This is a genomic window from Phyllobacterium sp. T2-21 (assembly GCF_055378485.1).
On sequence record NZ_AP027915.1, the window covers coordinates 188,297 to 211,301 of the forward strand.

At 59.4% G+C, this 23,005-nt stretch carries 23 protein-coding genes; 20 read left to right on the plus strand and 3 right to left on the minus strand.

What is annotated here, in order from left to right; all coding sequences use genetic code 11:
- Positions 1-8 precede the first annotated feature (8 nt).
- The 14 genes from ACZ5FP_RS23005 (at position 9) to ACZ5FP_RS23070 (ending at position 14,688) form a co-directional block, all read left to right on the plus strand.
- The gene (locus tag ACZ5FP_RS23005; protein WP_223614693.1) at positions 9-875 is read left to right on the plus strand and encodes an ABC transporter permease; all 867 of its coding nucleotides are present in this window, start codon (positions 9-11) and stop codon (positions 873-875) included.
- Between the two features lie 43 nt (positions 876-918).
- Entirely contained in the window at positions 919-1,938 is a 1,020-nt protein-coding gene (locus ACZ5FP_RS23010) for an ABC transporter substrate-binding protein (RefSeq protein ID WP_464664784.1), read from the plus strand.
- 194 nt (positions 1,939-2,132) lie between these two features.
- Positions 2,133-3,305 (plus strand): ABC transporter permease, encoded by a 1,173-nt coding sequence (locus tag ACZ5FP_RS23015; RefSeq protein ID WP_464664785.1) that lies wholly within the window; start codon positions 2,133-2,135, stop codon positions 3,303-3,305.
- Positions 3,306-3,484: 179 nt separating this feature from the next.
- Positions 3,485-3,982: a GAF domain-containing protein gene (locus tag ACZ5FP_RS23020; RefSeq protein ID WP_403181894.1), complete on the plus strand. Its 498-nt coding sequence runs from the start codon at positions 3,485-3,487 to the stop codon at positions 3,980-3,982.
- A 185-nt stretch (positions 3,983-4,167) separates the two neighbouring features.
- Positions 4,168-5,190, plus strand: a complete 1,023-nt coding sequence (locus ACZ5FP_RS23025) for a LacI family DNA-binding transcriptional regulator (RefSeq protein WP_346306290.1) — start codon at positions 4,168-4,170, stop codon at positions 5,188-5,190.
- Between the two features lie 39 nt (positions 5,191-5,229).
- On the plus strand, positions 5,230-6,183 hold the full coding sequence (locus ACZ5FP_RS23030; RefSeq protein WP_346306291.1) for an ABC transporter substrate-binding protein: 954 nt from the start codon (positions 5,230-5,232) through the stop codon (positions 6,181-6,183).
- Positions 6,180-6,995: an ATP-binding cassette domain-containing protein gene (locus tag ACZ5FP_RS23035; protein ID WP_464664786.1), complete on the plus strand. Its 816-nt coding sequence runs from the start codon at positions 6,180-6,182 to the stop codon at positions 6,993-6,995. The genes ACZ5FP_RS23030 and ACZ5FP_RS23035 overlap by 4 nt, the downstream gene beginning before the upstream one ends.
- Positions 6,992-7,996 carry an ABC transporter permease gene (locus ACZ5FP_RS23040; RefSeq protein ID WP_223614700.1) on the plus strand — a complete coding sequence of 335 codons (1,005 nt, stop codon included), beginning with the start codon at positions 6,992-6,994 and terminating at the stop codon, positions 7,994-7,996. The genes ACZ5FP_RS23035 and ACZ5FP_RS23040 overlap by 4 nt, the downstream gene beginning before the upstream one ends.
- A gap of 50 nt (positions 7,997-8,046) precedes the next feature.
- A complete protein-coding gene (locus tag ACZ5FP_RS23045) occupies positions 8,047-9,069 on the plus strand; it encodes a phosphotriesterase family protein (protein WP_464664851.1) in 1,023 nt (340 codons plus the stop codon).
- 42 nt (positions 9,070-9,111) lie between these two features.
- Positions 9,112-9,876: a glutamine amidotransferase gene (locus tag ACZ5FP_RS23050; protein WP_346307996.1), complete on the plus strand. Its 765-nt coding sequence runs from the start codon at positions 9,112-9,114 to the stop codon at positions 9,874-9,876.
- Positions 9,877-9,929: 53 nt separating this feature from the next.
- The gene (locus ACZ5FP_RS23055) at positions 9,930-10,772 is read left to right on the plus strand and encodes a BtpA/SgcQ family protein (protein ID WP_464664787.1); all 843 of its coding nucleotides are present in this window, start codon (positions 9,930-9,932) and stop codon (positions 10,770-10,772) included.
- Positions 10,773-10,776: 4 nt separating this feature from the next.
- Positions 10,777-11,424: a TenA family protein gene (locus ACZ5FP_RS23060; protein WP_464664788.1), complete on the plus strand. Its 648-nt coding sequence runs from the start codon at positions 10,777-10,779 to the stop codon at positions 11,422-11,424.
- Between the two features lie 18 nt (positions 11,425-11,442).
- Positions 11,443-12,342 (plus strand): ribokinase, encoded by a 900-nt coding sequence (locus ACZ5FP_RS23065; RefSeq protein ID WP_464664789.1) that lies wholly within the window; start codon positions 11,443-11,445, stop codon positions 12,340-12,342.
- A gap of 195 nt (positions 12,343-12,537) precedes the next feature.
- Entirely contained in the window at positions 12,538-14,688 is a 2,151-nt protein-coding gene (locus ACZ5FP_RS23070) for a carboxy terminal-processing peptidase (RefSeq protein WP_223614705.1), read from the plus strand.
- A 71-nt stretch (positions 14,689-14,759) separates the two neighbouring features.
- On the opposite strand, the gene ACZ5FP_RS23075 is transcribed toward ACZ5FP_RS23070, so the two are convergent.
- The 3 genes from ACZ5FP_RS23075 to ACZ5FP_RS23085 form a co-directional block, all read right to left on the minus strand.
- Complete coding sequence (locus ACZ5FP_RS23075) at positions 14,760-15,128, minus strand: sensor histidine kinase (protein WP_464664790.1); 369 nt, start codon at positions 15,126-15,128, stop codon at positions 14,760-14,762.
- Positions 15,104-15,598, minus strand: a complete 495-nt coding sequence (locus ACZ5FP_RS23080) for a hypothetical protein (protein ID WP_464664791.1) — start codon at positions 15,596-15,598, stop codon at positions 15,104-15,106. The genes ACZ5FP_RS23075 and ACZ5FP_RS23080 overlap by 25 nt, the downstream gene beginning before the upstream one ends.
- Positions 15,599-15,760: 162 nt before the next feature.
- Entirely contained in the window at positions 15,761-16,837 is a 1,077-nt protein-coding gene (locus ACZ5FP_RS23085; RefSeq protein ID WP_464664792.1) for a porin, read from the minus strand.
- A gap of 292 nt (positions 16,838-17,129) precedes the next feature.
- Between ACZ5FP_RS23085 and ACZ5FP_RS23090 the strand changes: the two genes are divergently transcribed.
- The 6 genes from ACZ5FP_RS23090 to ACZ5FP_RS23115 all read left to right on the plus strand — a co-directional run bounded on the left by ACZ5FP_RS23090 (position 17,130) and on the right by ACZ5FP_RS23115 (position 23,000).
- Complete coding sequence (locus tag ACZ5FP_RS23090; protein WP_464664793.1) at positions 17,130-17,798, plus strand: GntR family transcriptional regulator; 669 nt, start codon at positions 17,130-17,132, stop codon at positions 17,796-17,798.
- Between the two features lie 172 nt (positions 17,799-17,970).
- Positions 17,971-18,975, plus strand: a complete 1,005-nt coding sequence (bioB, locus tag ACZ5FP_RS23095) for a biotin synthase BioB (RefSeq protein ID WP_464664794.1) — start codon at positions 17,971-17,973, stop codon at positions 18,973-18,975.
- Positions 18,972-20,117, plus strand: coding sequence for an 8-amino-7-oxononanoate synthase (locus ACZ5FP_RS23100; RefSeq protein WP_464664795.1), 1,146 nt, complete (start codon positions 18,972-18,974; stop codon positions 20,115-20,117). Before bioB ends, ACZ5FP_RS23100 begins: the two co-directional genes overlap by 4 nt.
- Positions 20,114-20,752 carry a dethiobiotin synthase gene (gene bioD / locus ACZ5FP_RS23105; RefSeq protein ID WP_464664796.1) on the plus strand — a complete coding sequence of 213 codons (639 nt, stop codon included), beginning with the start codon at positions 20,114-20,116 and terminating at the stop codon, positions 20,750-20,752. The genes ACZ5FP_RS23100 and bioD overlap by 4 nt, the downstream gene beginning before the upstream one ends.
- Positions 20,749-22,029: an adenosylmethionine--8-amino-7-oxononanoate transaminase gene (locus tag ACZ5FP_RS23110; protein WP_464664797.1), complete on the plus strand. Its 1,281-nt coding sequence runs from the start codon at positions 20,749-20,751 to the stop codon at positions 22,027-22,029. The genes bioD and ACZ5FP_RS23110 overlap by 4 nt, the downstream gene beginning before the upstream one ends.
- A complete protein-coding gene (locus ACZ5FP_RS23115) occupies positions 22,026-23,000 on the plus strand; it encodes a beta-ketoacyl-ACP synthase III (protein ID WP_464664798.1) in 975 nt (324 codons plus the stop codon). The genes ACZ5FP_RS23110 and ACZ5FP_RS23115 overlap by 4 nt, the downstream gene beginning before the upstream one ends.
- Positions 23,001-23,005 lie beyond the last annotated feature (5 nt).

A 23,005-nucleotide genomic window follows, 5' to 3' on the forward strand; every position in this document is an offset into this window, starting at 1 on the left:
AAGATTCGATGACTGAAGTTCTCTACACACGTCCGGAGATTGTACGCGGCGACGGCAAGAAGGATTTCCTGCAGGTCGAGAAGACGCTCTCTGCCTTTGAACGCATCTATCGCATCGGTGCGGTGCGAAAAGCCTTTATCCTGTTCGTTCTTGCTGCCGCCTGGGAGATTTACGGGCGTTGGCTGGGCAATCCATTGCTGTTTCCCAGCTTTTCCCAGACCTTCGCGGCTTTCAGTTCCAATATTGCCGACGGAACCATTCCGGCCAGGGCGCTGGCATCCATCAAAACGCTGCTCATCGGCTATGGCATCGGCATCGTGCTGGCCTCGCTCCTGACCACGCTCGCCATCGGGTCGCGCATTGGTGCCGATCTGCTGGAAACGCTGACCTCCATGTTCAATCCGCTCCCGGCTATTGCATTGCTGCCGTTGGCGCTGATCTGGTTCGGCCTGGGGCAGGGAAGCGTGATCTTCGTGCTGGTGCACTCGGTACTGTGGGCCATCGCCCTGAATACCCATGCCGGTTTCCGGTCCGTTTCCAACACGATGCGGATGGTCGGCCTGAATTACGGCCTGCGCGGTCTCAAGCTCGTCCGCCATATCCTGATACCCGCCGCCTTTCCGTCCATTCTGACGGGTTTGAAAGTCGGTTGGGCCTTCGCATGGCGCACGCTGATCGCCGCTGAACTGGTGTTTGGCGTATCGTCCGGCTCCGGCGGCCTCGGCTGGTTCATCTTCGAGAACCGCAACCAGCTGGAAACCGCCAACGTCTTTGCAGGCTTGTTCACGGTTATTTTGATCGGCCTTGCCGTCGAGAACCTGATCTTTGCCACGATTGAAAAGAAAACCATTCGCCGCTGGGGAATGCAGGCCTGAGTTTGAACCGCCGGGAACCGGTATGTATAAAGGGAGGACTACAATGAAAATGATGAAACAGCTCTGTGCTGCCGTGCTCGGCATCGGCCTTGGATTGGCAGGTGCAACGGGTGCCGCCCGCGCCGAAGTCAGCGAAGTGCGGATTTCCAAGGGATACGGCATTCTCTATCTGCCGCTAATCGTCATGGAAAACCAGAAGCTGATGGAAAAGCAGGCCGCCAAAGCCGGTCTGGGCGATGTCAAGGTGACATGGCTTATGCTCGATGGCGGCAACGTCATCAATGACGCGATGATGGCCGGTTCGCTCGACTTTGCCGGAACCGGGGCGCCGGGCTTTGTCACCCTCTGGGCCAAGGCCAAGGGCATTCCGAATGTCGAAGTTGTCGGCATCAGCGGTCTCAGCGCCACATCGCTGTGGCTGAATTCGAACAATCCCCAGATCAAGACGCTGAAGGATCTGACACCCAAGGACAAAATTGCCCTGCCGGGGATCAAGACGTCGCTGTCGGCGGTCGTCCTGCAGATGATGGCGGCGCACGAATTCGGACGCGAGAATTATGCGAAGCTCGACCCGCTGACGGTCAGCCTGCCGCATCCGGAAGCCCTGGCTGCGGTGACAAGCGGCCAGACCGAGATCACCGCCCACTTCACCTCGCCACCGTTCTCGTATCTGGAGTTGAAAGACCCGAAGGTGCACCGGGTTGTCAATTCTGTCGATGTCATCGGCAATATCACGCTTGATGTGACCTTTGCGCCGAAGAAGTTCGTCGACGCCAATCCGAAAACCACGGAAGCGTTCCTGGCGGCTCTGGACGAAGCAAACGCTTTCATCGCCGGCAACAAGCAAGCTGCCGCTGAGATTTTCGCCAAGAGTTCGAAGGTGAAAGTGTCGGTCGAGGAAGTTCTTGAAATGCTCAACGACAAGGATTCACAGTTCTCGACGACGCCGAACGGTGTCATGCAGTTTGCCGAGTTCATGCATCTGGCCGGTACGATCAAGGTCAAGCCTGCAAGCTGGACGGACCTGTTTATCCCGCAACTTCACGCGCGCAGCGGGAGTTAAGGGAAGACTGCCATTCCCGGGTATTCTGACATGGCGAGCATGAGCCGGCTGTTATCATCGATAGCAGCCGGCTTTTGCTGCCGGTGGTCGAGGGCGCGTGATGACCCGCAGGGCGCTTGTTTTGAGTTTTGCTTGCCAGAATCGACCAGCCGGGGGATAAAGCAGCGACTGCAAAAAGCGAAAGTATTTCGGCTATGGTTGATGCGACACACGAACACGGCATGTCCGGCCAGCCGCTCAACGTCAGCTTCAACACCGAAAATGATCAGGCAATGGTTGTCCTGGCAGGCTCCTGGATTACCCGCTATGTCGGCCGTGTGAATGCACAGATGCGCAAGATCGAGCATAGGAAGGATTTTTCCAATGCTGTCATCGATCTGTCGGGCGTCGACGCGTTGGACACCGCGGGGGCTTGGCTGGTCGACCGCATGCGGGTTGCGCTGGAAGCAGCCGGCAAACAGGTTGAGATACGCGGGCTGAAGCAGCACTGGGAAACGCTTTTTGATGCCGTCGGGAAAACCGCATCTGTTGCGGCCGATGCAAGCCCGCCGCTGCACAAGCCAAATCTTGGAATTCAGTTTCTCGATACAATTGGCCGGACAGTGATCAATTTCGGCGATGATTTCATCAAATCCATGCATGTGCTGGGCGCTGTCGTCACCGGTTCCCAGATGCGCGGCGGCAAGGGAAGCCCGATCCGGTATCCGGCATTCTTTCACCAGATTGATCGGCTTGGCGTCGGGGCAATCCCGGTCGTGGTGCTGATTTCATTCATTATGGGTGCCATTGTTGCACAGCAGGGCGCCTATATGCTCAGCACCTATGGTGCCGAGACCTATGCGGTGAATCTCGTCGGCGTGCTGGTGCTGCGCGAGACCGGCGTCCTGTTGACCGCGATCATGATCGCGGGGCGCTCAGGGAGCGCCATCACGGCAGAACTCGGGTCGATGAAGATGCGCGAGGAAGTCGATGCCCTGCACGTCATCGGTCTCAATCCGATCAGCGTTCTGGTGTTTCCCCGTCTGGTCGCACTGAGCATTTCGCTGCCGCTTCTGACGATTATTGCGGATTTTGCCGGGCTTGCGGGCGGGGCGGTCGCGCTATGGCTTTATTCGGACGTATCACCCGGCATCTATATCGCCAATCTGCGCGATGCGATCACGGTCCAGTATTTCCTGGCGGGCCTGATCAAGGCTCCGTTCATGGCCATGATCATCGGTACCATCGCCGCGGTCGAAGGGATGAAGGTTGGCGGAAGCGCGGAGTCGCTGGGTCTGCGCGTGACGGCATCGGTGGTCAAGTCGATCTTCATCGTCATCGTCCTCGATGGTGTGTTTGCCATCTTCTACGCGTCCATCAATTTCTGATACCCGCCCGTTCATCTTCGTGCCTGGCTCGCCATGGAAGCGCAGGCCTTCCCGCCGTCTCGGAAGCGGTGCGGTTGCAGAGGTGAGATTCGCGCTGTATCTCTGTCACGATAGCCGTTCTCGCAGGAGAGGCGGCTGGTGGCGGCCACGACGATTGGCACGAAAAGGATAGGCGTCCGATGTTTGCGGCAAAGACGATGAATCACACTGACAAGACCGAGTTTTATCGCGAACTCTGCGCTCAGTTGAGCGGCCTTCTCGCTGATGAAAACGATGCCATCGCCAATGCAGCCAACACCTCGGCGCTGATCTTCCAGATGGTGCCCGATCTCAATTGGGCCGGCTTCTATTTCCTTTATTCCGAAGACGAACTCGTTGTCGGCCCCTTTCAGGGCAAGCCGGCCTGCGTGCGTATCGCCGTTGGCAATGGCGTCTGCGGAACGGCTGTTGCGCAGGGAACCTCGATTCTCGTCGAGGATGTCCACGCCTTTCCCGGACATATTGCCTGTGATGCCGCATCCCGTTCGGAGCTTGTCGTGCCGCTTTTCCATGAGGGACGCATTCTGGGTGTTCTCGATCTGGACAGTCCGATACCCGGCCGGTTTGACAGCATCGATCAGTTCGGCATGGAAAAACTCGCCGCAATCTATGTTGCCGCATGCAATTGGGACGATTGAGCGATAAATTTTCGCGCCGGCCAACACGTTGTTAAAATTCCATATTTTCTGATTTTCGGATCGGCCCCGACAGGGAATCTCACAGGATTATTCTGTCGATTCTGAATCCCGGTTGACAAGAACCATGAAGTGCGTTTGTCTTGTAAAGCGATTTACTAAACCGCTTTACAATGGGAAAAGCGCTTGTGATCAAGAAGACGACGCCCAGTCTGAAAGATGTTGCCGCCGCAGCTGGCGTGTCGGTTACGACAGTATCGCGCCTGGTCAATGGCAGTCTTGATCTGCCGTATCACACCAAGAAACGCATCGAAGATGCAATCAAATCGCTGAACTATATACCCAATCCACATGCGCGGCGTTTGAGCATGGGGCGTTCGGACACCATCGGTCTGGTTGTTCCTGAAATTGCCAACCCGTTCTTTTCAACCCTGGTCGCCGCCGTCGAGCAGGCAGCCGACGAGCGCAAGCTGGCGGTCTCGCTGCATGCGACGCTCAACCGGGCAGGGCGTGAAATCGAATACCTGCAGCTGATCGAACGCAATCATGTCGACGGGCTGATCTTCATCACCAACCACCCGGATGACGGTGCGCTTGCCGGCCTTATCAACCGCTCGGGCAAGGTCATCATCGTCGACGAAGACGTTCCGGGTTCGAAAGCGCCTAAACTGTTCTGCGACAATGATCATGGCGGTTATCTCGCCGGTCTTCACCTGGCGCAACAGGGGCACAGCCATGTTCTGTTCATCGGCGGCGACGAGCGCATGATCAGCGCGCGCCGCCGTTTCGATGGCCTGATGCGCGCGCTGCGCGAACAGCATGGCGATACGGCGAAGGTTGATCGTTACGCCGGTGAATACACCATCGATTATGGGCGTAAAGCCGCCGTCCGCTATCTGGAAGAGCAGCACGCGGCAACGGCCATCTTTGCCAGCTCCGATGAAATCGCCATCGGCCTGATCGAAGTCTTCAAGGACCGGAATGTGTCGGTTCCCGACGATGTTTCGATCATCGGTTTCGATGATGTCGGGCCGCTGCATCTCTTTGCACCGCCGCTGACCGTCATTCGTCAGCCGGTCCGGCAACTCGGGCGCCGGGCGCTCGAACTGCTTCTGGAAACAAACTGGCAGGAGTGGAAACCTTCCGCTTCGGAAGAACTGCTGCCAGTCGAAATCGTCGTGCGGAACTCCGTTGCCCCGCCGGCGAAATAACAAGATGGAACGGTAAGAAAACCAACAGAGGATGAGAACATGACTTTGAATTTGAGCAGGAGAACATTGATTGCATTGGCTGGCTTCACGGCATTGAGCTGCGCCGCCTCGTCGACTGCGATCGCACAGGAAAAGAAGACAATCGCGCTGGTGCAGATCAACCAGCAGGCGCTTTTCTTCAACCAGATGAACCAGGGCGCGCAGAAGGCAGCCGACGCCGCCGGCGTCAAGCTGGTTATCTTCAATTCCAACAATGAACCGACGGCGCAGAACAGTGCCGTGGAGACCTATATTCAGGAAAAGGTATCGGGTCTTGCGGTCGTCGCCATCGACGTCAACGGCCTGATGCCCGCCGTCAAGCAGGCCGCCGACGCGGGTATCCCCGTTGTCGCCATCGACGCGATCCTTCCCGAAGGTCCGCAGAAAGCCCAGATCGGCGTCGACAATGCCAAGGCCGGTGCCGACATGGGCAAGTTCTTCCTTGACTACGTCAAAGCCAATATGGGCGGCAAGGCCAAGATCGGTGTTGTCGGTGCGCTGAACTCCTATATCCAGAATGTCCGGCAGGAAGGCTTTGAAAAGACGATCAAGGGTGTTGACGGTGTTGCAGTTGCCGGCGTCGTCGACGGCCAGAATGTGCAGGACAACGCGCTTGCGGCCGCCGAGAACCTGATTACCGGCAACCCGGACCTGACAGCCATCTATGCAACCGGCGAGCCTGCCCTTATGGGCGCCATCGCTGCCGTGCAGAGCCAGGGCAAGCAGGGCACCATCAAGGTGTTCGGCTGGGATCTGACGGCGGAAGCCATTGCCGGCATCGATGCCGGATTCGTTGCCGCGGTTATCCAGCAGGACCCGTCGGCAATGGGTGCCGCCGCCGTGAATGCGTTGCAGAAGGTTGCGGCCGGCCAGACCGTCGAGAAGAACATCGCTGTTCCCGTCACCATCGTCACCAAGGCGAATGTTGACCCATACAGGGCCGTCTTCAAATGATCGAGGTCGGTCAGCAAAGATCTGCTGCCATCGGTTCCGGAGGGGGTATTCCCTCCGGATCTGCCGGCGACGCACATGCCGCACCGCGTATTTCCTTGCGCGGCATACGCAAATCATTCGGCTCGCACCAGGCGTTGCGTGGTGTTGATCTCGACATTTATCCCGGTGAATGCCTTGGGCTTGTCGGTGACAATGCCGCGGGCAAGTCGACGCTGACAAAGATCATTTCCGGTACCTACATTCCGGACGGCGGCACCATGTCCATCGAGGGCGAGGACATTCATCTCACCGGCCCGGGCGATGCGCGCAACAGACATATCGAAATGGTCTTCCAGGATCTGAGCCTTTGCGATGAGATCGATGTAGTCGGCAATCTCTTTCTCGGGCGCGAGCTCAGCAAGGGCATGTTCCTTGACAGCAAGGCAATGCTGGCCGAAGCACGCAAAATGCTGGATGCGCTGGAAATCCGTATTCCCAAACTGACCAGCAAGGTTGCCCACCTCTCCGGCGGCCAGCGGCAAGCCATCGCGATTGCCCGGGCAGCGTCGTTCAAGCCGAACGTCCTGATCATGGATGAGCCGACATCGGCACTCGCCGTGGCCGAAGTCGAAGCGGTTCTCTCCCTGATCAATCGCGTGAAGGCCAATGGCGTTTCGGTCATCCTCATCACGCACCGTCTTCAGGACCTTTTCCGCGTCTGCGACCGCATTGCGGTGATGTACGAAGGCACGAAGGTCGCAGAACGCCAGATCGGCGGCACCAATCTCGAGGATCTGGTCAAACTGATCGTTGGCGAAGGAGCAAAGCAATGACCGTCTATACCGAACGCGGTCACGGATCGCGCCTTGCCGATTTTTTCGGCGAGCACGCGCAGGTTCTGTCGATCGCCGTGTTTTTTGTCGCCTGCATGGTCTTTTTCTCGATCGGCAGCGATACGTTCCTGACCCTTGGCAATATTCTCAATATCGTGCGGCAGGCGGCTCCGCTGCTGATCGTTGCGATCACCATGACCTTCGTCATCATCACCGGCGGCATCGATTTGTCGGTCGGCTCGCAAGTCGCCCTTATCAATGCGGTTGCGGCTGTCGTCATGGCGATGGGATATCCCTGGCCATTGGTCGTGGTTGCAATGATCGTGCTCGGCGGCGGTCTTGGTTTCGTCCAGGGCTGGTTCATCGCCTACCAGGGGATTCCGGCCTTCATCGTTACGCTTGCCGGTCTTTCCATCCTGCGGGGATTCGCACTCTATCTGACGCAGGGCTATTCGATCCCCATTCAGGATGCGCCGGGTTTCTTCGCGCTGGGTCGCGGCGTCATTGGCGGGGTCCCTGTTCCGGCCATCATCGCCGCCGTCGTTGCCGTTCTGGGCTATGTGGCGATAACTTCGACCAAATATGGCCGTCAGGTCGTAGCGGTCGGTTCCAATGCGGAAGCCGCGCGCCGGGTCGGCATGCCTGCCAAGTGGATCATCGCTTCGGTCTATCTCATTTCCGGCGTGGCCTGCGCCGTGGCCGGGTTGCTGATCGCAGCGCGACTGGGGTCCGGATCGTCCAATGCAGCGGTCGGTTTTGAACTCCAGGTGATCGCGGCCGTGGTTCTCGGCGGCACATCCCTCATGGGGGGCCGGGGCACCATCCTCGGAACGGTTCTCGGCACGCTGACCATCGCGGTGATCGGCAACGGGCTGATCCTGATGCACATCTCGCCATTCTTCACTCAGATCGTCACCGGTGCGATCATCCTGATCGCCATCTGGCTGAACACACGGATATTCACGGCTAACTTCCGCTTCGGCAGCGGCAAGAAGAGGTGAGTCCTGTGAACAGCGATCTGTCAGAAGCACATATCCGCTCCGGCAAGGTGATGACGGTCAATGGCCCCATCGCCGCCGAAGCGCTCGGCATCACGTTGATGCATGAGCACATCCTCAACGATTGCCGCTGCTGGTGGCATGCGCCGAAAACGCCGGAGCGGCAGTACCTTGCCGGTGGCTTCGTCTGCATGGAAATATTGGGCGAACTCAAGCAGGACCCCTTCGTCAACAAGCACAACATTACGCTTGATGACGAACCGCTGGCGATTTCAGAACTGCGCGCCTTTGCCAATGCCGGCGGCAAGACCGTGGTGGAGCCGACATGCCGGGGCATTGGCCGCAATCCGCTGGCTCTCCGGCGCATCGCCAAAGCCGCGGGCCTGAATGTGGTAATGGGGGCCGGCTACTATCTCGGTTCCTCCCATCCGGCCGAAGTCGCTGATATGACCGTGGGCGATATCGCCAACGAGATCGTGCGGGAAGCGGTGGAAGGTGTCGATGGCACCGACGTCAAAATCGGGCTCATCGGTGAAATCGGCGTCTCGTCGGATTTCACCGCTGAGGAGGAGAAGTCGTTGCGCGGCGCGGCTCAGGCACAGGTGCGGACGGGCCTTCCCCTCATGGTGCACCTCCCGGGCTGGTTCAGGCTCGGCCACCGCGTGCTCGACGTCGTGGCGCAGGAGGGTGCCGATATCAGGCACACGGTTCTTTGCCACATGAACCCCTCCCACGATGATTTCAGCTATCAGAGTGAACTCGCGGCCCGCGGTGCCTTCATTGAATACGACATGATAGGCATGGATTTCTTCTATGCGGATCAGCAGGTGCAGTGCCCGAGCGACGAAGAAGCCGCCCGCGCCATCGTGCACCTGGCCGAGGCCGGTTATCTCGACCGGGTTCTGCTGTCGCACGACGTGTTTCTGAAGATGATGCTGACCCGCTATGGCGGCAATGGCTACGCCTATGTGCTGCGCCATTTCCTGCCACGCCTCAAGCGGCATGGCCTCGATGAAACGGCTCTTGATCAGATGATGCGGGCCAATCCGCGCGCTGTTTTTCAGGCTGGAGCCTGAAGCTAACCCCTATTTTGATATTCACGAAAGTTTGGTGATCCCATGACAAAGAAAGTCCTTCTCGTTGGCGAAAGCTGGGTCAGTTCGGCCACGCACTACAAAGGTTTCGATCAGTTCGGCAGTGTAACGTTTCATCTGGGTGCAGAGCCGCTGGTCAAGGCGCTCGCGGGCAGCGCGTTCGAGCTGACCTACATGCCCGCGCATGAAGCGGTCGAAAAATTCCCCTATGACATGGCAGGGCTGGATGCCTATGACGTCATCATCCTGTCGGATATCGGCGCGAACTCGCTGCTGCTGCCGCCTGATGTTTGGCTGCATTCGCGCACCGTTCCCAACCGGCTGAAACTGATCAAGGCCTGGGTGGAAAAGGGCGGCGCGTTGCTGATGGTGGGCGGGTACTTCTCGTTCCAGGGTATCGATGGCAAGGCGCGCTGGCGGCGGACCCCCGTGGAAGACGTGCTTCCGGTGACCTGCCTTCCCTATGATGACCGCGTTGAAATTCCTGAAGGCACGACGGCGAAGATCGTCATGCCGGATCATCCTGTCATGGCTGGTCTTGGCGGCGAATGGCCGGTACTTCTCGGGGTCAATGAGGTTGAAATTCGTGACGGCGCGGATGTCGAAGTGGTTGCGACGCTGCCGGACGATCAGGGCGGCCATCCGCTGCTGGTTCTCGGGCGCCATGGCAAGGGCAACACGGCCGTCTGGACCTCCGATATCGGGCCACATTGGCTCTCCCCGGCCTTCTGCGAATGGGAAGGTTACGGCAAGCTCTGGAAGAACATTCTGGCCTGGCTGACGCGCTGATTTTCTCGACGCGCGCAAGCCGCTATCTCAAAAAACCTATGAAAGGGAACGACATGCAGGAAATATCGGATCGTAGCTCCAACGCGGTGCAGGAGATATTCGGCACCAACAAGGTGCTCATTGGAATGATCCATTGCCCGGCCTTCCCCGGGGCACCCCGCTACAGGGGGGCGGATATGGATACGATTTACGATGCCTGCATGCGCGACGCGGAAGCCTGCGTGGAAGGGGGATTGCATGGTCTGGTCATCGAAAACCATGGCGATATCCCCTTTTGCAAGCCGGACGATATCGGGCCCGAAACAACCGGGTTCATGTCCGTTGTCACGGATCGCATTGCCCGGGCCATCGGTATCCCGCTCGGGATCAATGTGCTTGCCAATGCGCCCATTCCGGCTTTCGCCATTGCCATGGCCGGCGGTGCCAAGTTCATTCGCGTCAATCAGTGGGCCAATGCCTATGTCGCGAATGAAGGCTTCATGGAAGGCAGGGCGGCCGAGGCAATGCGCTATCGGTCGATGCTGCGCGCCGAGCACATCAAGGTCTTTGCCGACAGCCATGTGAAGCATGGCAGCCACGCCATCGTTGCGGACCGGACGATCGAAGAGCTGACCCGCGACCTCGCTTTCTTTGATGCCGACGGTGTCATCGCCACGGGCCAGCGCACGGGCAACGTCGCCACCATCGAGGAGATCGAGGAGATCGGCTCGGCAACGCATCTGCCGCTTCTGGTCGGATCGGGTGTCAACAGCGACAACATCGTCGAAATACTCAAGCGGACCAACGGTGTCATCGTTGCATCCTCGTTGAAACAGGGCGGGGTGTGGTGGAACCCGGTGGACATCGAGCGGGTCAAGGCATTCCGCGCCGCTGCAGAACCGGGGCTGGAGCACTGAGAGGATGGAAAACGAAAGTCTCTCCGACCGCATCCTTCGAGAAAATGCGACTGTTCTGCAAACGATGCTGGATCATCGTTTTGTCAGGGACATAAAGCACGACACGCTGAGCAGGGGCGCCTTCGACCGCTATCTCGTCTATGAAGGCGCCTTTGTCGACACGGCGATTTCCATCTTCGCCTATGCGGCGGCAACGGCGCAAACCATGGAGCAGAAGCGCTGGCTCATTGCCGTGCTTGACGCGCTTGCCAATGAGCAGATCGTCTATTTCGAGCGCACCTTCGCGCGCCGCGCAATCGATCCGGCCGCATTCGACGTTACGATTCCAGCGGTTGAGGCCTTCCGGTCGGGGATGCTCTGCATTGCAGCCGAAGGCGGGTTTCTCGACATCGTGGCCGCCATGTTTGCGGCGGAGTGGATGTACTGGACGTGGTCAAAGGAGGCCTCGATGCATCGCATCAGTGATCCGCTTCTCAAGGAGTGGGTTGATCTGCATGTGAGCCAGGGGTTTGCCGAACAGGCATTGTGGCTTAAGCATCAGCTTGATCTGGCGGGGCCGAGTCTTTCCGAGCAGACGTGTGTCCGGCTTAGCAGCATTTTCGGCCATGCCATGCAGCTCGAAATCGATTTTCATGACGCGCCATACCTCTAACTTTCCAAAGGCCTCCCGATGCGCGCCTATGTAATCGGCAATGTCACCATCGATGAAACGATTATCGTGGACGCCCTGCCAACCTCCGGGGCCTCCATCCTCGGCGAGGTTGGAGCGCACGATCTGGGCGGCAAGGGAACGAACCAGGCTGTGGTCATGGCCCGGTGCGGGCTGCCCACGACACTGGTCGCGCCGGTTGGAAATGATGCGCGCGCGGCAGCGATCCGCCAGCGCTTGCAGAATGAGCCGCTCGTGACAGAACTGGTCGAGCTGGATGGAAAATCGAGCGATACCTCCATCATCTTCCGGCTGCCCGACGGTGAAAATGCGATTGTCACAACAACGGACGCCGCGCAGAACCTGAGTTCAGCCGATGTTGCTGTGAAGCTACACGCCGCTGAACCGGGTGATCTGGCGATCCTGCAGGGGAACCTGTCGCATCAGGCAACACGTGAAATCCTTGAGCAGGCAAAGGGTCTTCGGATGGTGACTGCGTTCAACCCGTCGCCTTTGCGCCCCTATTTCTCGGATCTCTGGGCACTGGTGGACATTGTGTTTCTCAACCAGGGTGAAGCCTTGGCGTTGACTGGAGCCAGTGGAAATGCTGCCGCGAACCATCTCCTGGAACGCGGTGTCCGGGATGTCGTTCTGACACTGGGGCGCGAAGGCGCCATTCTTGCGAATGGACAGGAGATCATCGCAGTACCGGCGCAACCCTCCGTTGTGGTTGATACGACGGGGGCCGGAGATACGTTCATGTCCGTGGCCCTCGCATCGTCGGCCCGGCGCCATTGCCGCCTGGACAGGCTGGCAATCGAGCATGCGGTGCGGGGCGCCGCCATAACCGTATCCAGACGCGGAACCCATTCGGCCTTTCCGACAGCGTCGGAGCTGGAAGCCTTGCTGGCATCGTCCTGAGAATCGGCGGCCTCAAGCCGTTGTGAATTGTCAGCGCCGCTTTTGCGGCAGATAATTTGGCTGCACCTGCGGGCTGAAACAGAATTTATCGGGATGACGGCACGAATAATCCGCTGTCTGGTTGCCAAAAAACCATAATTGTTCCACCAACATTAAACAGCGAAACTGAAACGTCGAAATCGGATCGAAGCTTTAATGCGTATACAATATGGTTTGCTCAGTGTGTTTCTGGCGTTTGCCCCTCCGGCTTACGCACTGGATGCAGGTTCACCGCCGGTATTGGCGCCGCTGCAGCAGCAGGCGCAAGCCGCCCGCTTGAGCGCTGAGTTTCTGTCGCGCTATCACTACAAGCCCGTTGCGCTTGACGATGCCCTGTCCGCCAAGATCATGGACCGCTTTCTCAAGGCACTCGATCCCGACAGGTTCCTCTTCGTTCAGGCCGATATCGACAAGTTCATGGCCGACAGCACGAAGATCGATGACGCGATCAACCAGGAAGATCTGCGCATCCCTTTTTCCATTTTCAACATCTATGAGCAGCGCGTTGTCGAACGCCTCACCTATGCCCGCTCGCTGCTCAAGCAGAATTTCGATTTCAGTGTGAAGGAAGATTATCCCTTTGTCCGGGACAAGGAGCCTTGGCCGAAATCCGAAGCGGAGAGCGACGAGCTTTGGCGCAAGCGGGTCAAGAATGACTGGCTCCGCCTGAAGCTTGCAGGCAAGACCGACGCTGCCATCCGCGACACCCTCGACAAGCGGTATCAGAACTCGCTGGAACGCGCTTACAAGTACAAGAGCGACGACGTGTTCCAGATTTTCATGGATGCCTACACCACGTCGATCGAACCGCATACGGATTATTTCGGAGCGACGGCATCAGCCGAATTCGATATCTCGATGAAGCTTTCGCTGGTTGGCATTGGCGCGGTTCTGCAGGAGCGGGAAGACTACACGACCATTCGCGAGCTGATGGCCGGCGGTCCTGCACAACTGTCCGGCAAGCTGGCTGTCGGCGATCGCATCACCGGCGTGGGCCAGGGCGAGCGTGGTCCGATAAAGGAAGTGGTCGGTACGCGCCTCGATGAAGTCGTCAAGATGATCCGCGGCGCGAAGGATTCCGTTGTCAGGCTGGATATCCTGCCCGCCGATGCCGGTCCGGACGGCAAGCACCGGGTGATCAGCCTCGTGCGTGACAAGATCAGCCTCGACAAGCAGGCAGCCAAGAAGACGATCCTGTCGATCAAGGATGGTGATGCCACGCGCAAGATCGGCGTCATCACGCTGCCGGCCTTCTACGAGGATTTTGAAGCGCGCCGCAAGGGCGACAAGAATTATCGGAGTGCAAGCCGCGACGTGGCCAGGCTTCTGGCCGAACTGAAGAAGGACAAGATCGATAACGTTCTCATCGATCTGCGCAACAATGGCGGCGGTTCGCTGGCCGAGGCCATTGATTTGACCGGCCTGTTCGTCGGCAAGGGGCCGATCGTGCAGGAGCGCAACGCCGGCGGCGAGGTCAATGTCGAGAAGGACAATCTTCCCGCGCCCGCCTGGACCGGCCCGCTTGCGGTCCTGATCAATCGTGGTTCCGCATCCGCATCCGAGATTTTTGCGGCGGCGATACAGGATTATGGCCGGGGCGTCATTGTCGGTGAGCCCAGTTTCGGCAAAGGCACGGTGCAGACCGTCGTCAACCTCGATCAGATCGCCCGCAACAGCAAGCCGAAATTCGGCGAGCTGAAGATGACGGTTGCACAGTTCTTCCGGGTGAACGGCGGCACGACCCAGTTGCGCGGCGTGACGCCGGATATCACCCTGCCCGGCTTCTCCGATCCCAAGAGTTTCGGCGAGTCGAGCTACGATAATGCGTTGCCGTGGGCGCAGGTCAAACCGGCGGAATACACGCCAATCGGCGATGTGAAGGCATTGCTGCCGCAACTGCAGAGCCTGCACGATGCACGGGTGCAAAAGGACCCGGACTTCCAGCGCTTCGTGGAAGATATGGCCGACCTGAAAGCGCAGCGGGAAAAGCGGGTTGTCTCGCTCAATGAAACCGAACGCCGCAATGAGATGGCGGCGCAGGCCAGCCGCATCAAGTCGCGCGAGAAGGTGAATGACGGGGCAGGCGCCGGAGACGACGACGATTCAGCCGATGCGTCGACCCAGGATGACGGCCTGCAGGCCAATGAGCGCAGCCTGAGCGCGGACATAGCCATCGAGAAAGCCCGCAAGAGCGCCAAGGATGTATTGCTCGACGAAGCAGCGCATATTCTCGGTGATGAAGCGGATTTGCTGGCGGGAATTCCGAAACTTGCAGTTCAGCAGCCGGCCAATACCAACGGCAAATAGAGACTGCGCCGGCTTTGACCGGATAATATGCTCCACCCGGTTAACCCGGGTGGAGCACTTTGGCGAACCGGTTACCTCTGCGGCCGGTCCGATGTGAGCGGCACGACGATCTCGACGATGAGACCTCTCGGTTGCGCCTTGTGGGCTCTGACCGATCCGCCATGCAGCTCGATGGCCTGCCGGGTGATGGCCAGGCCGAGGCCGACTCCCGCGCGCGCATCGCCCGTGCTTTCGGCCCGCACAAACGGCCTGAAGATTGCTTCCATCTGAGAGTCGGGAAGGCCGGGCCGCGTGTCCTCCACCCGGATCTGCAGCGCTTTCCCGCCGGCGAGGATGGCGGTGCGTATCACAACCTTGCCGCCCGGTTCGCTGTATTTGATGGCGTTGCGAATGACGTTTTCGATGGCACGGTAAATCAATTCGCCATTGACATGGGACACGGCGGTATCGACGCCGATGACCGCGAGAACAACCCCGTGCGCTTGCCCTTCAAACGCGGCGTCCTCCACGATGGCGTTGACGAGCTCCACGAGATCAACGGGCTGTTTGTCGAACTGGTACGGCTCGCCGGAAAGGATGCGGCCGCTGCGGCGAACCTGGCCAGGGCGCCGGTGCCCGAGTCTTTCAATACCGTGGCGGCCGAATCCAGGATCGCCGTCTCGATGAGGTCCTGCGCGGCGCCCTTGGGCGGCGACAGTCCGAATATCGTGCTGATTGCCACCACGACAAGGATGACCCCGGCTATGGTGAGGGCGAGCGTCCAGAAAAATCGCCAGAAGATGCCCTGCTGCAAAGCCGCGTGGCAATCGCGGCCGATTACATCGCCCTCAACAAGGCGCTTGGCGGCGGATGGAGCGGTTTGCTCGATACCGGCAAACCTGACGTGAAGGATGTCAATACGGGTCCGCACATCGCAAACAACCGACAGCTGATGACGAACCGGCAGAAATAAAAACGGCGAGCCCGTAAGGCCCGCCGTTCTGTGCAAAGGATTTGACTGGAGATCGTATCAACTTTGCCACTTGGCGATGCTGCTTGAATGTCAGCATCGCCAAATTTCTTGCATCTGGTATTAGAAGTTGCGCTGGAAGCGGATCGCGCCACCGAAGGCATCGTCGTTGCCGCCATGGGCAAGCGAATAATCCTTACGGGCACCGTCGAACTTGGTGTAGTTGAATTCAGGCGTGATCGTGAAGCCGGGAACGATTTCATAGGCAACGTTCAAAGCACCCGCCAGCGTGCCTTCGGATTCATAGGCAAGCTGTGCATTGATAGTGGCCTTGTCCGAAACCTTGGCAGCCAGGCCACCCCAGATGGCGTAGTCACCTTCCCAGGTGCCGAACCAGTTGCGGCGGCCGAGCGGTGCATCATCATAGTTGGTCTGGTAACCGCCCATGACCCATGCGGATACCGTGTCGGTGAACTTCACGTCCAGACGCAGCTTGCCGGCCCATTCCTCGGCCTTGGAGTCGTAGCCGACGATGCCGGAAATCTTGCCCCAGGACTGTTCGTACTTTGCGCCGGCCAGCACGTGAGGCATGTAGTCGTCGATACGATAGTCGTAGCTGTAGTAGTTGTTGCCGACGCTTTCGCCCTGTTCGGCGCCGATCATGGCGGAGAAGCCATTGCCCGCATTGAACGTATAGCTGACCTGGTTGCTGTGGTCCGACTGATAGTTGATCACGTCGTCGTTGATGATATTGCCGGCATAACCGGTGAACGAGCCGAAGATTTCATCGGCCACGCCGATACGAAAGCCACCGAGTTCGATATAGGCATTCGGTATGGACGTATCATTGGCACCATTATTATACTGGAAACGCGTCTCGATATAGGAGCGCAACGTGCCGAGTTCGGTTTCCGTGCGGGCATCGAAACGGAGCGTGGCGCGCGTCTTCTTCTGCCAGGTTCCGAATTCTCCGCCCTTGTAGACATTATCGCCGCCCTTGGCGTCATAACGCAGATAACCGCCGATTTTCAGGCAGGTTTCCGTGCCGGGGATATAGAAAAAGCCTTTGCCGTAGGTGTCGCAAACGCGAACATATTCAACGGCTTCTGGTTCGGCAACGACGACTGCGTCGGCAGCGCGTGCACCGGTTGCTGCAACGAGCGCTGCAGCCGAGCCGAGAAGGAAGCTCTTGATTGTCATGGGGGATCTCCACACTCTATTGAATGGGTTGCTCAGCCGCATTGCCTTGCAACGAACAGATGAAATCGCTGTCTGTACCGTCCGTAGTGGAGATTTGTAACGGTTTTATCACGCAACCGGTGTGGACGAGTAAGCCAAGCTGGTTTCTTGTAAAAACCACGTCTTGCCTTGACCCGTGTGCTATTCCTGCAACAGTCAGAAGCCGCTCATTTGCGATGAGAACTGATTGATTGCGCCGGTAAAACGTGGCCGCGGGCTCGACAGGGGATATGAAGCAAAATAACTATGAACCATGACCGCAGCCAACGAAGACACCATCGCCAATCGCATTAGCCGCATCCTTGCGGACAGGATTGTGACCGGCCAATTGGAGCCGGGCGCAAAGCTGCGGCAGGATCATGTGGCGGAAGAATTCGGCGCAAGTCATGTCCCGGTCAGGGAAGCCCTCCGCAAGCTCGAAGCACAGGGCCTTGCCGTGAGTGAGCCGCGCCGGGGCGTGCGCGTTGCGTCGTTTGACCTGGCCGAGGTGCGCGAAGTCGCTTTGATGCGCGCCGAGCTTGAGGGGCTGGCGCTCCGCCACGCTGCGCCGCACCTGACATCGTCCATTCTGGAAGAGGCCGAACAGGCCACCGTTGCCGGCGATAACTCCCGCGACGTGCGCTCCTGGGAAGAGGCCAACCGGCGTTTCCATCGCCTGATTCTCACGCCATGCGCGATGCCGCGTCTCCTGGCGGCCATCGATGACCTTCATTCGGTGAGCGCGCGCTTTCTGTTTTCCGCGTGGCGATCGGAGTGGGAAGTTCGAACCGACCACGATCACAGGGCGATCCTGGGTTTCCTGCGCCAGGGCAATATCGAAAATGCCGTTGCAGTCCTTGAGCGGCATGTGCAGTGGATCGGGCAAAAGCCGGTCAAAAGCCCGACTGGTTCGACCCGCGACGTTTTCGCCATCGTCGGCTGACCAGGACAGTACGTCGCCTGCGTTTCGATTTTTGAGCAGATAAGCACTTCCGCTTGTGCCGGCCGTTCATGACGGTTGCATTTTTGTGTGTGCCTTATAAAATTATAGATAATTTATGATTCTATCTATAATAAGCCATCAGATGGCGCAGAGCATACGAGGCCGCACGCAAATGTTGAAAGTTTCCCCGCAGAAGCCAGGAGATTTTACGTCCACTAATGATGTGGAGGAGCGATGGAGCGTTGATGAAGCCAAAAAAATCTATAATTTGCCATTCAATGATCTGCTGTTCGAAGCGCAGACGGTGCACAGGCGGTGCTTCGATCCCAATGCCGTCCAGTTGAGCAAGCTGCTGTCGATCAAAACAGGCGGATGTCCTGAAGATTGCGGCTATTGCAGTCAGTCGGCGCATTATCCCACCGGGCTCAAGGCCTCAAAGCTCCTGCAGGTCGAAAAGGTTGTCGCGGAAGCGCGCAAGGCACGTGACAGCGGCGCAACGCGATATTGCATGGGTGCGGCATGGCGAGGCCCCAAGGACCGCGACATCGGCATGATCGTTGCCATGGTCGAAGGTGTCCGCGCGCTTGGTATGGAAACCTGCATGACGCTGGGCATGCTCTCGCCGGAACAGGCCGCAAGGCTCGCCGACGCCGGTCTCGACTATTACAATCACAACATCGATACGTCGGAGCGTTTCTACAGCGCGATCATCAGCACCCGCAGCTTTGCCGATCGCCTCGAAACGCTGGCGCATGTGCGCGATGCCGGGATCAAGGTTTGCTCGGGCGGCATCCTTGGCATGGGCGAGACGGTCGACGATCATATCGCCATGCTGGTTACACTGGCGAACCTGCCCGTGCCGCCCGAGAGCGTGCCGATCAACATGCTGATCCCCATTCCAGGATCGAAGCTGGCCGACGCTGCCCCGGTGGACCCCATCGAATTTGTCCGCGCCATTGCCCTTGCCCGTATCCTGATGCCCAAGACCCATGTTCGTCTCTCCGCCGGCCGCTCGGACATGAGCGACGAGATGCAGGCCTTGTGTTTCCTTGCCGGCGCCAATTCGATCTTTGTCGGCGATACGTTGCTCACCACCGAAAACCCCGGCGAGGACCACGATGCGGCCTTGTTCCGCCGGTTGGGGCTGAAGGCTATGCCGCTGGGTGCGTCGCAGTGATGTCCGGCTTTCTCGCCGGTTACGGCAAAACCCTGGCCGGGCTGGAACGGAGGGGAAGGCGACGTTTCCTCATGCCGAATGGCGGGATCGATTTTACCTCCAACGACTATCTCGGGTTTGCCCATTCGCAGCGCATCAGAAGCGCCATCGCCGCCGCGATGGAGCGCGGCGTCCCGGCCGGATCGGGCGGCTCGCGTCTCTTGCGCGGAAATCATGCGGAACATGCATTGCTGGAAGAAGAGGCGGCGGCCTTATTCGGCTCACAGCAGATGCTGTACTTTTCGACTGGTTACGCGGCCAACGCCGCGCTATTCTCAACCCTGCCGCAGCGCGGCGATCTCATCGTCCACGATGCGCTGATCCATGCAAGTGCGCATGAAGGCATTGCCGCGAGCCGCGCGCAGGCGGTGGCGGCACGGCACAATGATGTCGGGAGCTTCGAAAATGAATTGGCCAAGTGGCGCAAGGCGGGCGGCAGCGGCCATGCCTGGATCGCAGTGGAAAGCCTCTACTCCATGGATGGGGACCGCGCGCCGCTTGCTGAACTTGCGGCGCTCGCGGACCGTTATGACAGCTTTCTTGTCATCGATGAAGCGCACGCCACCGGCGTGTTCGGCGACAATGGCCGTGGTCTCGCGACCGGGCTCGAGCGGCGCGACAATGTTGTCCTCCTGCATACATGCGGCAAGGCGCTGGGGGTATCCGGTGCGCTCCTGGGGGCAAATGCGGTCGTCTGTGATTACCTCGTGAACCGCGCCCGTTCCTTCATCTATTCCACCGCCCCGTCCCCGCTCATGGCCGCGGGGGTGCGCGAGGCGCTGAAAATGCTTGCCGAGGAACCCCGGCGCCGGCTGGACCTGCAGCGCCTTTCGACATTTGCCCGGTCATATCTGGCAGAAACAACCGGCATGGGCAGCAGCGGCTCGCACATACTGCCCATCATGATCGGCGGTACGATCCGCGCATTGCGTGTCGCCGAACGCATGCGCGCGGAAGGGTTCGACATCCGTGCGATCCGCCCGCCGACGGTACCCGAAGGCACTGCGCGATTGAGGATTGCGATCACGTTGAATGTCGATGAGACAGCGATTTCCCGGATGCTGGATTGTCTGAAAATAACCCTTGCCGAGGAGGCCGCATGACACAGCGTTTTGTCGTGACAGGAACAGATACCAATATCGGCAAGACAGTCTTTTCCGCCGCGTTGGCCGATGCGCTCGGCGCTTGTTACTGGAAACCGGTCCAGGCCGGTCTTGAGGGGGAAACGGACAGCGAGGCTGTCATGCGTCTCGGCGGGATACCGGCCGGAAGGATCATTCCCGAGGCATGGCGCCTGCGCGCGCCTGCCTCTCCACATCGCGCGGCCCGGCTGGACAATGTCGAGATACAACCGGAATTGCTGGTCCCGCCCTCGATCGCGTCGCCCCTGATTATCGAGGGTGCCGGCGGTGTCATGGTTCCGCTGACGGAAACCGTGGTGTTTGCCGATGTCTTCTCCCGCTGGCGGATGCCGGTCATACTGTGCGCCCGCACCGGACTTGGAACGATCAACCATACATTACTGTCGCTGGAAGCCTTGCGGCAGCGCTCGGTGCCGGTCTTCGGTGTCGTCTTTATTGGCGATGAAGTTGCGGATACCCAGCATATCATCGGCGAACTGGGACGGGTCCGTTGCCTCGGGCGACTGCCACTGCTTGCAGCCGTGACACCCGAAGCGCTGCGTCAAGCCTTTCGCGATCATTTCGACATGGCACATTTCCGGACGGTAACCGCATGACCGGCTCCCTCGTATCCTCGCCGGTCTGGCATCCGTTCACACAGCACGCGCTTGAACCCGCGATGAAACGCATTGTCGGAACGGAGGGAGCCTGGCTGTTCGATGCGGAAGGCAATGCCATCCTTGATGCGATTTCCTCCTGGTGGGTCATCACGCACGGGCACCGGCACCCACTGATCATGGAGGCGATCCGCACCGCCTGCGACAGTTACGACCAGATCATCTTTGCCGAATTCACCCATGAACCGGCGGAAAAGCTGGCGCGCGGCCTGCTGGCCGTGGCACCTGCGGGCCTCACCCATGTGTTCTATTCGGACAGCGGGTCGACCTGCGTGGAAGTTGCGCTGAAGATGGCGCTCGGCTTCTTCCATAATGCCGGTGCGCCGCGCTCGCGCATTGTCGTCATGGAGGACGGCTATCACGGCGACACGATTGGAACCATGTCGGCGGGGGAGCGCGGCGTCTTCAACGCGGCCTACCAGTCGCTTTTGTTCAGCGTCGACCGTTTGCCGTTTCCCTCGCCCGGCCACGAACAGGCCACGCTCGATGAATTTGAAAGGCTGTGCCGGAGCGGTCAGGTCGCGGCATTGCTGGTCGAGCCTTTGGTGCTTGGGGCAGGGGGCATGCGGATGTACCCGGCCTTTGTGCTGGCCGAACTGAAGCGGATTGCCGAGCGGCATGGCACGTTGCTCATCGCCGACGAGGTCATGACGGGCTGGGGGCGTACGGGGACGCTCTTTGCCTGCAATCAGGCTGGCATCGCGCCGGACATATTGTGCACGTCAAAGGGCTTGACGGGCGGTGCCTTGCCGCTGGCCGCCACGCTGTGCACGGCGCCGGTTTTTGATGCGCATCTGTCGACAGACCGCAGCCGGATGTTCTTTCATTCGAGTTCCTACACCGCAAACCCGATTGCCTGTGCAGCGGCCCTCGCAAACCTTGCCGTGTGGGAAAACGAGCCTGTCGAGGCGCGTATTCAAGCGCTGGAAGCCATGCATCGCGGGAAACTCAAACGGTTTGCCGCAGATAACCGATTCAGCAATGTGCGGCAGACGGGTACGATCGCAGCGCTTGATCTGGACGTTCCTGCGTCGGGTTATCTGTCGGATGCCGGACCAAAGCTGCGCGCGTTCTTCCGTTCCCGAAACCTGCTAATCCGCCCGCTTGGCAATATCATCTATCTGATGCCGCCCTATTGCGTGGAGGAGGGCGATCTTGATCGTGCCTATGACGCGATTGATGAGGCAGCGGACCTGTTTGCGGCAGGCAGGCGATGAGCCGTATCATTGGTTTGGGCCATTACGTTCCGGAGCGCCGCGTGGACAACGCGGAGATAGAGGTCAACCTTGGGCTCGAGCCCGGCTGGATCGAGCGAAGAACGGGTATCCGCACCCGGTACTGGGCAAGGAATGGCGAGCTGCTCACCGATCTCGCCGCAAAGGCCGGGCAGTCGGCACTTGATGACGCCGGGCTGCAACCGGCCGATATCGCCTTGACGCTGCTGGCCACGTCAACGCCCGACCATCTCCTGCCACCGTCGGCGCCGCTGCTTGCGCATCGGCTCAAGCTCGTCAATTCGGGTGCCGTGGATCTTGCCGGCGCCTGCTCGGGTTTCCTCTATGCGCTGACGCTGGCAGACGGCTTCGTGCGCACGCAGAAGCGGCCGGTTCTCGTGGTTGCCGCCAACATCTTAAGCCGCCGCATCAACCCGGCGGAACGGGCCAGTGCCGTCCTCTTTGCCGATGCGGCAGGTGCTGTCGTTCTGGCGCCATCGGCGGAGCCGGGTACGGGCCTGCTCGGTGTGGATTTGGCCGCCGATGGCAGCCATTATGATTTGATCTCCATTCCCGCCGGCGGTTCAAAGACGCCTTTCTCGCCGGACATGGCGGCGGCGGACTGCCTGATGACCATGCGTGACGGCAAGGAAATGTTTGCGCAGGCCGTGCACATGATGACGCGCTGCGCCGAACGGGCAATGGCGGATGCGCGTATTGGCCCGCAGGACGTCAGCCGGTTCGTGCCGCATCAGGCCAATGCGCGTATTTTTGATCTCGTCAGCGGCAATCTTGGCATCGATGCCGCGCGGACGGTCCGCACCATAGCGGCCTATGGCAATTCTTCGGCAGCCACCATTCCGCTGTCCCTATCGCTGGCGCAGCGTGACCGGCGATTCATGCGGGGTGAACGGCTGTTGCTGACGGCTGCCGGTGCGGGCCTGACCGGCGGCGCCGTTGTCTGGGGCATCTAGACAGG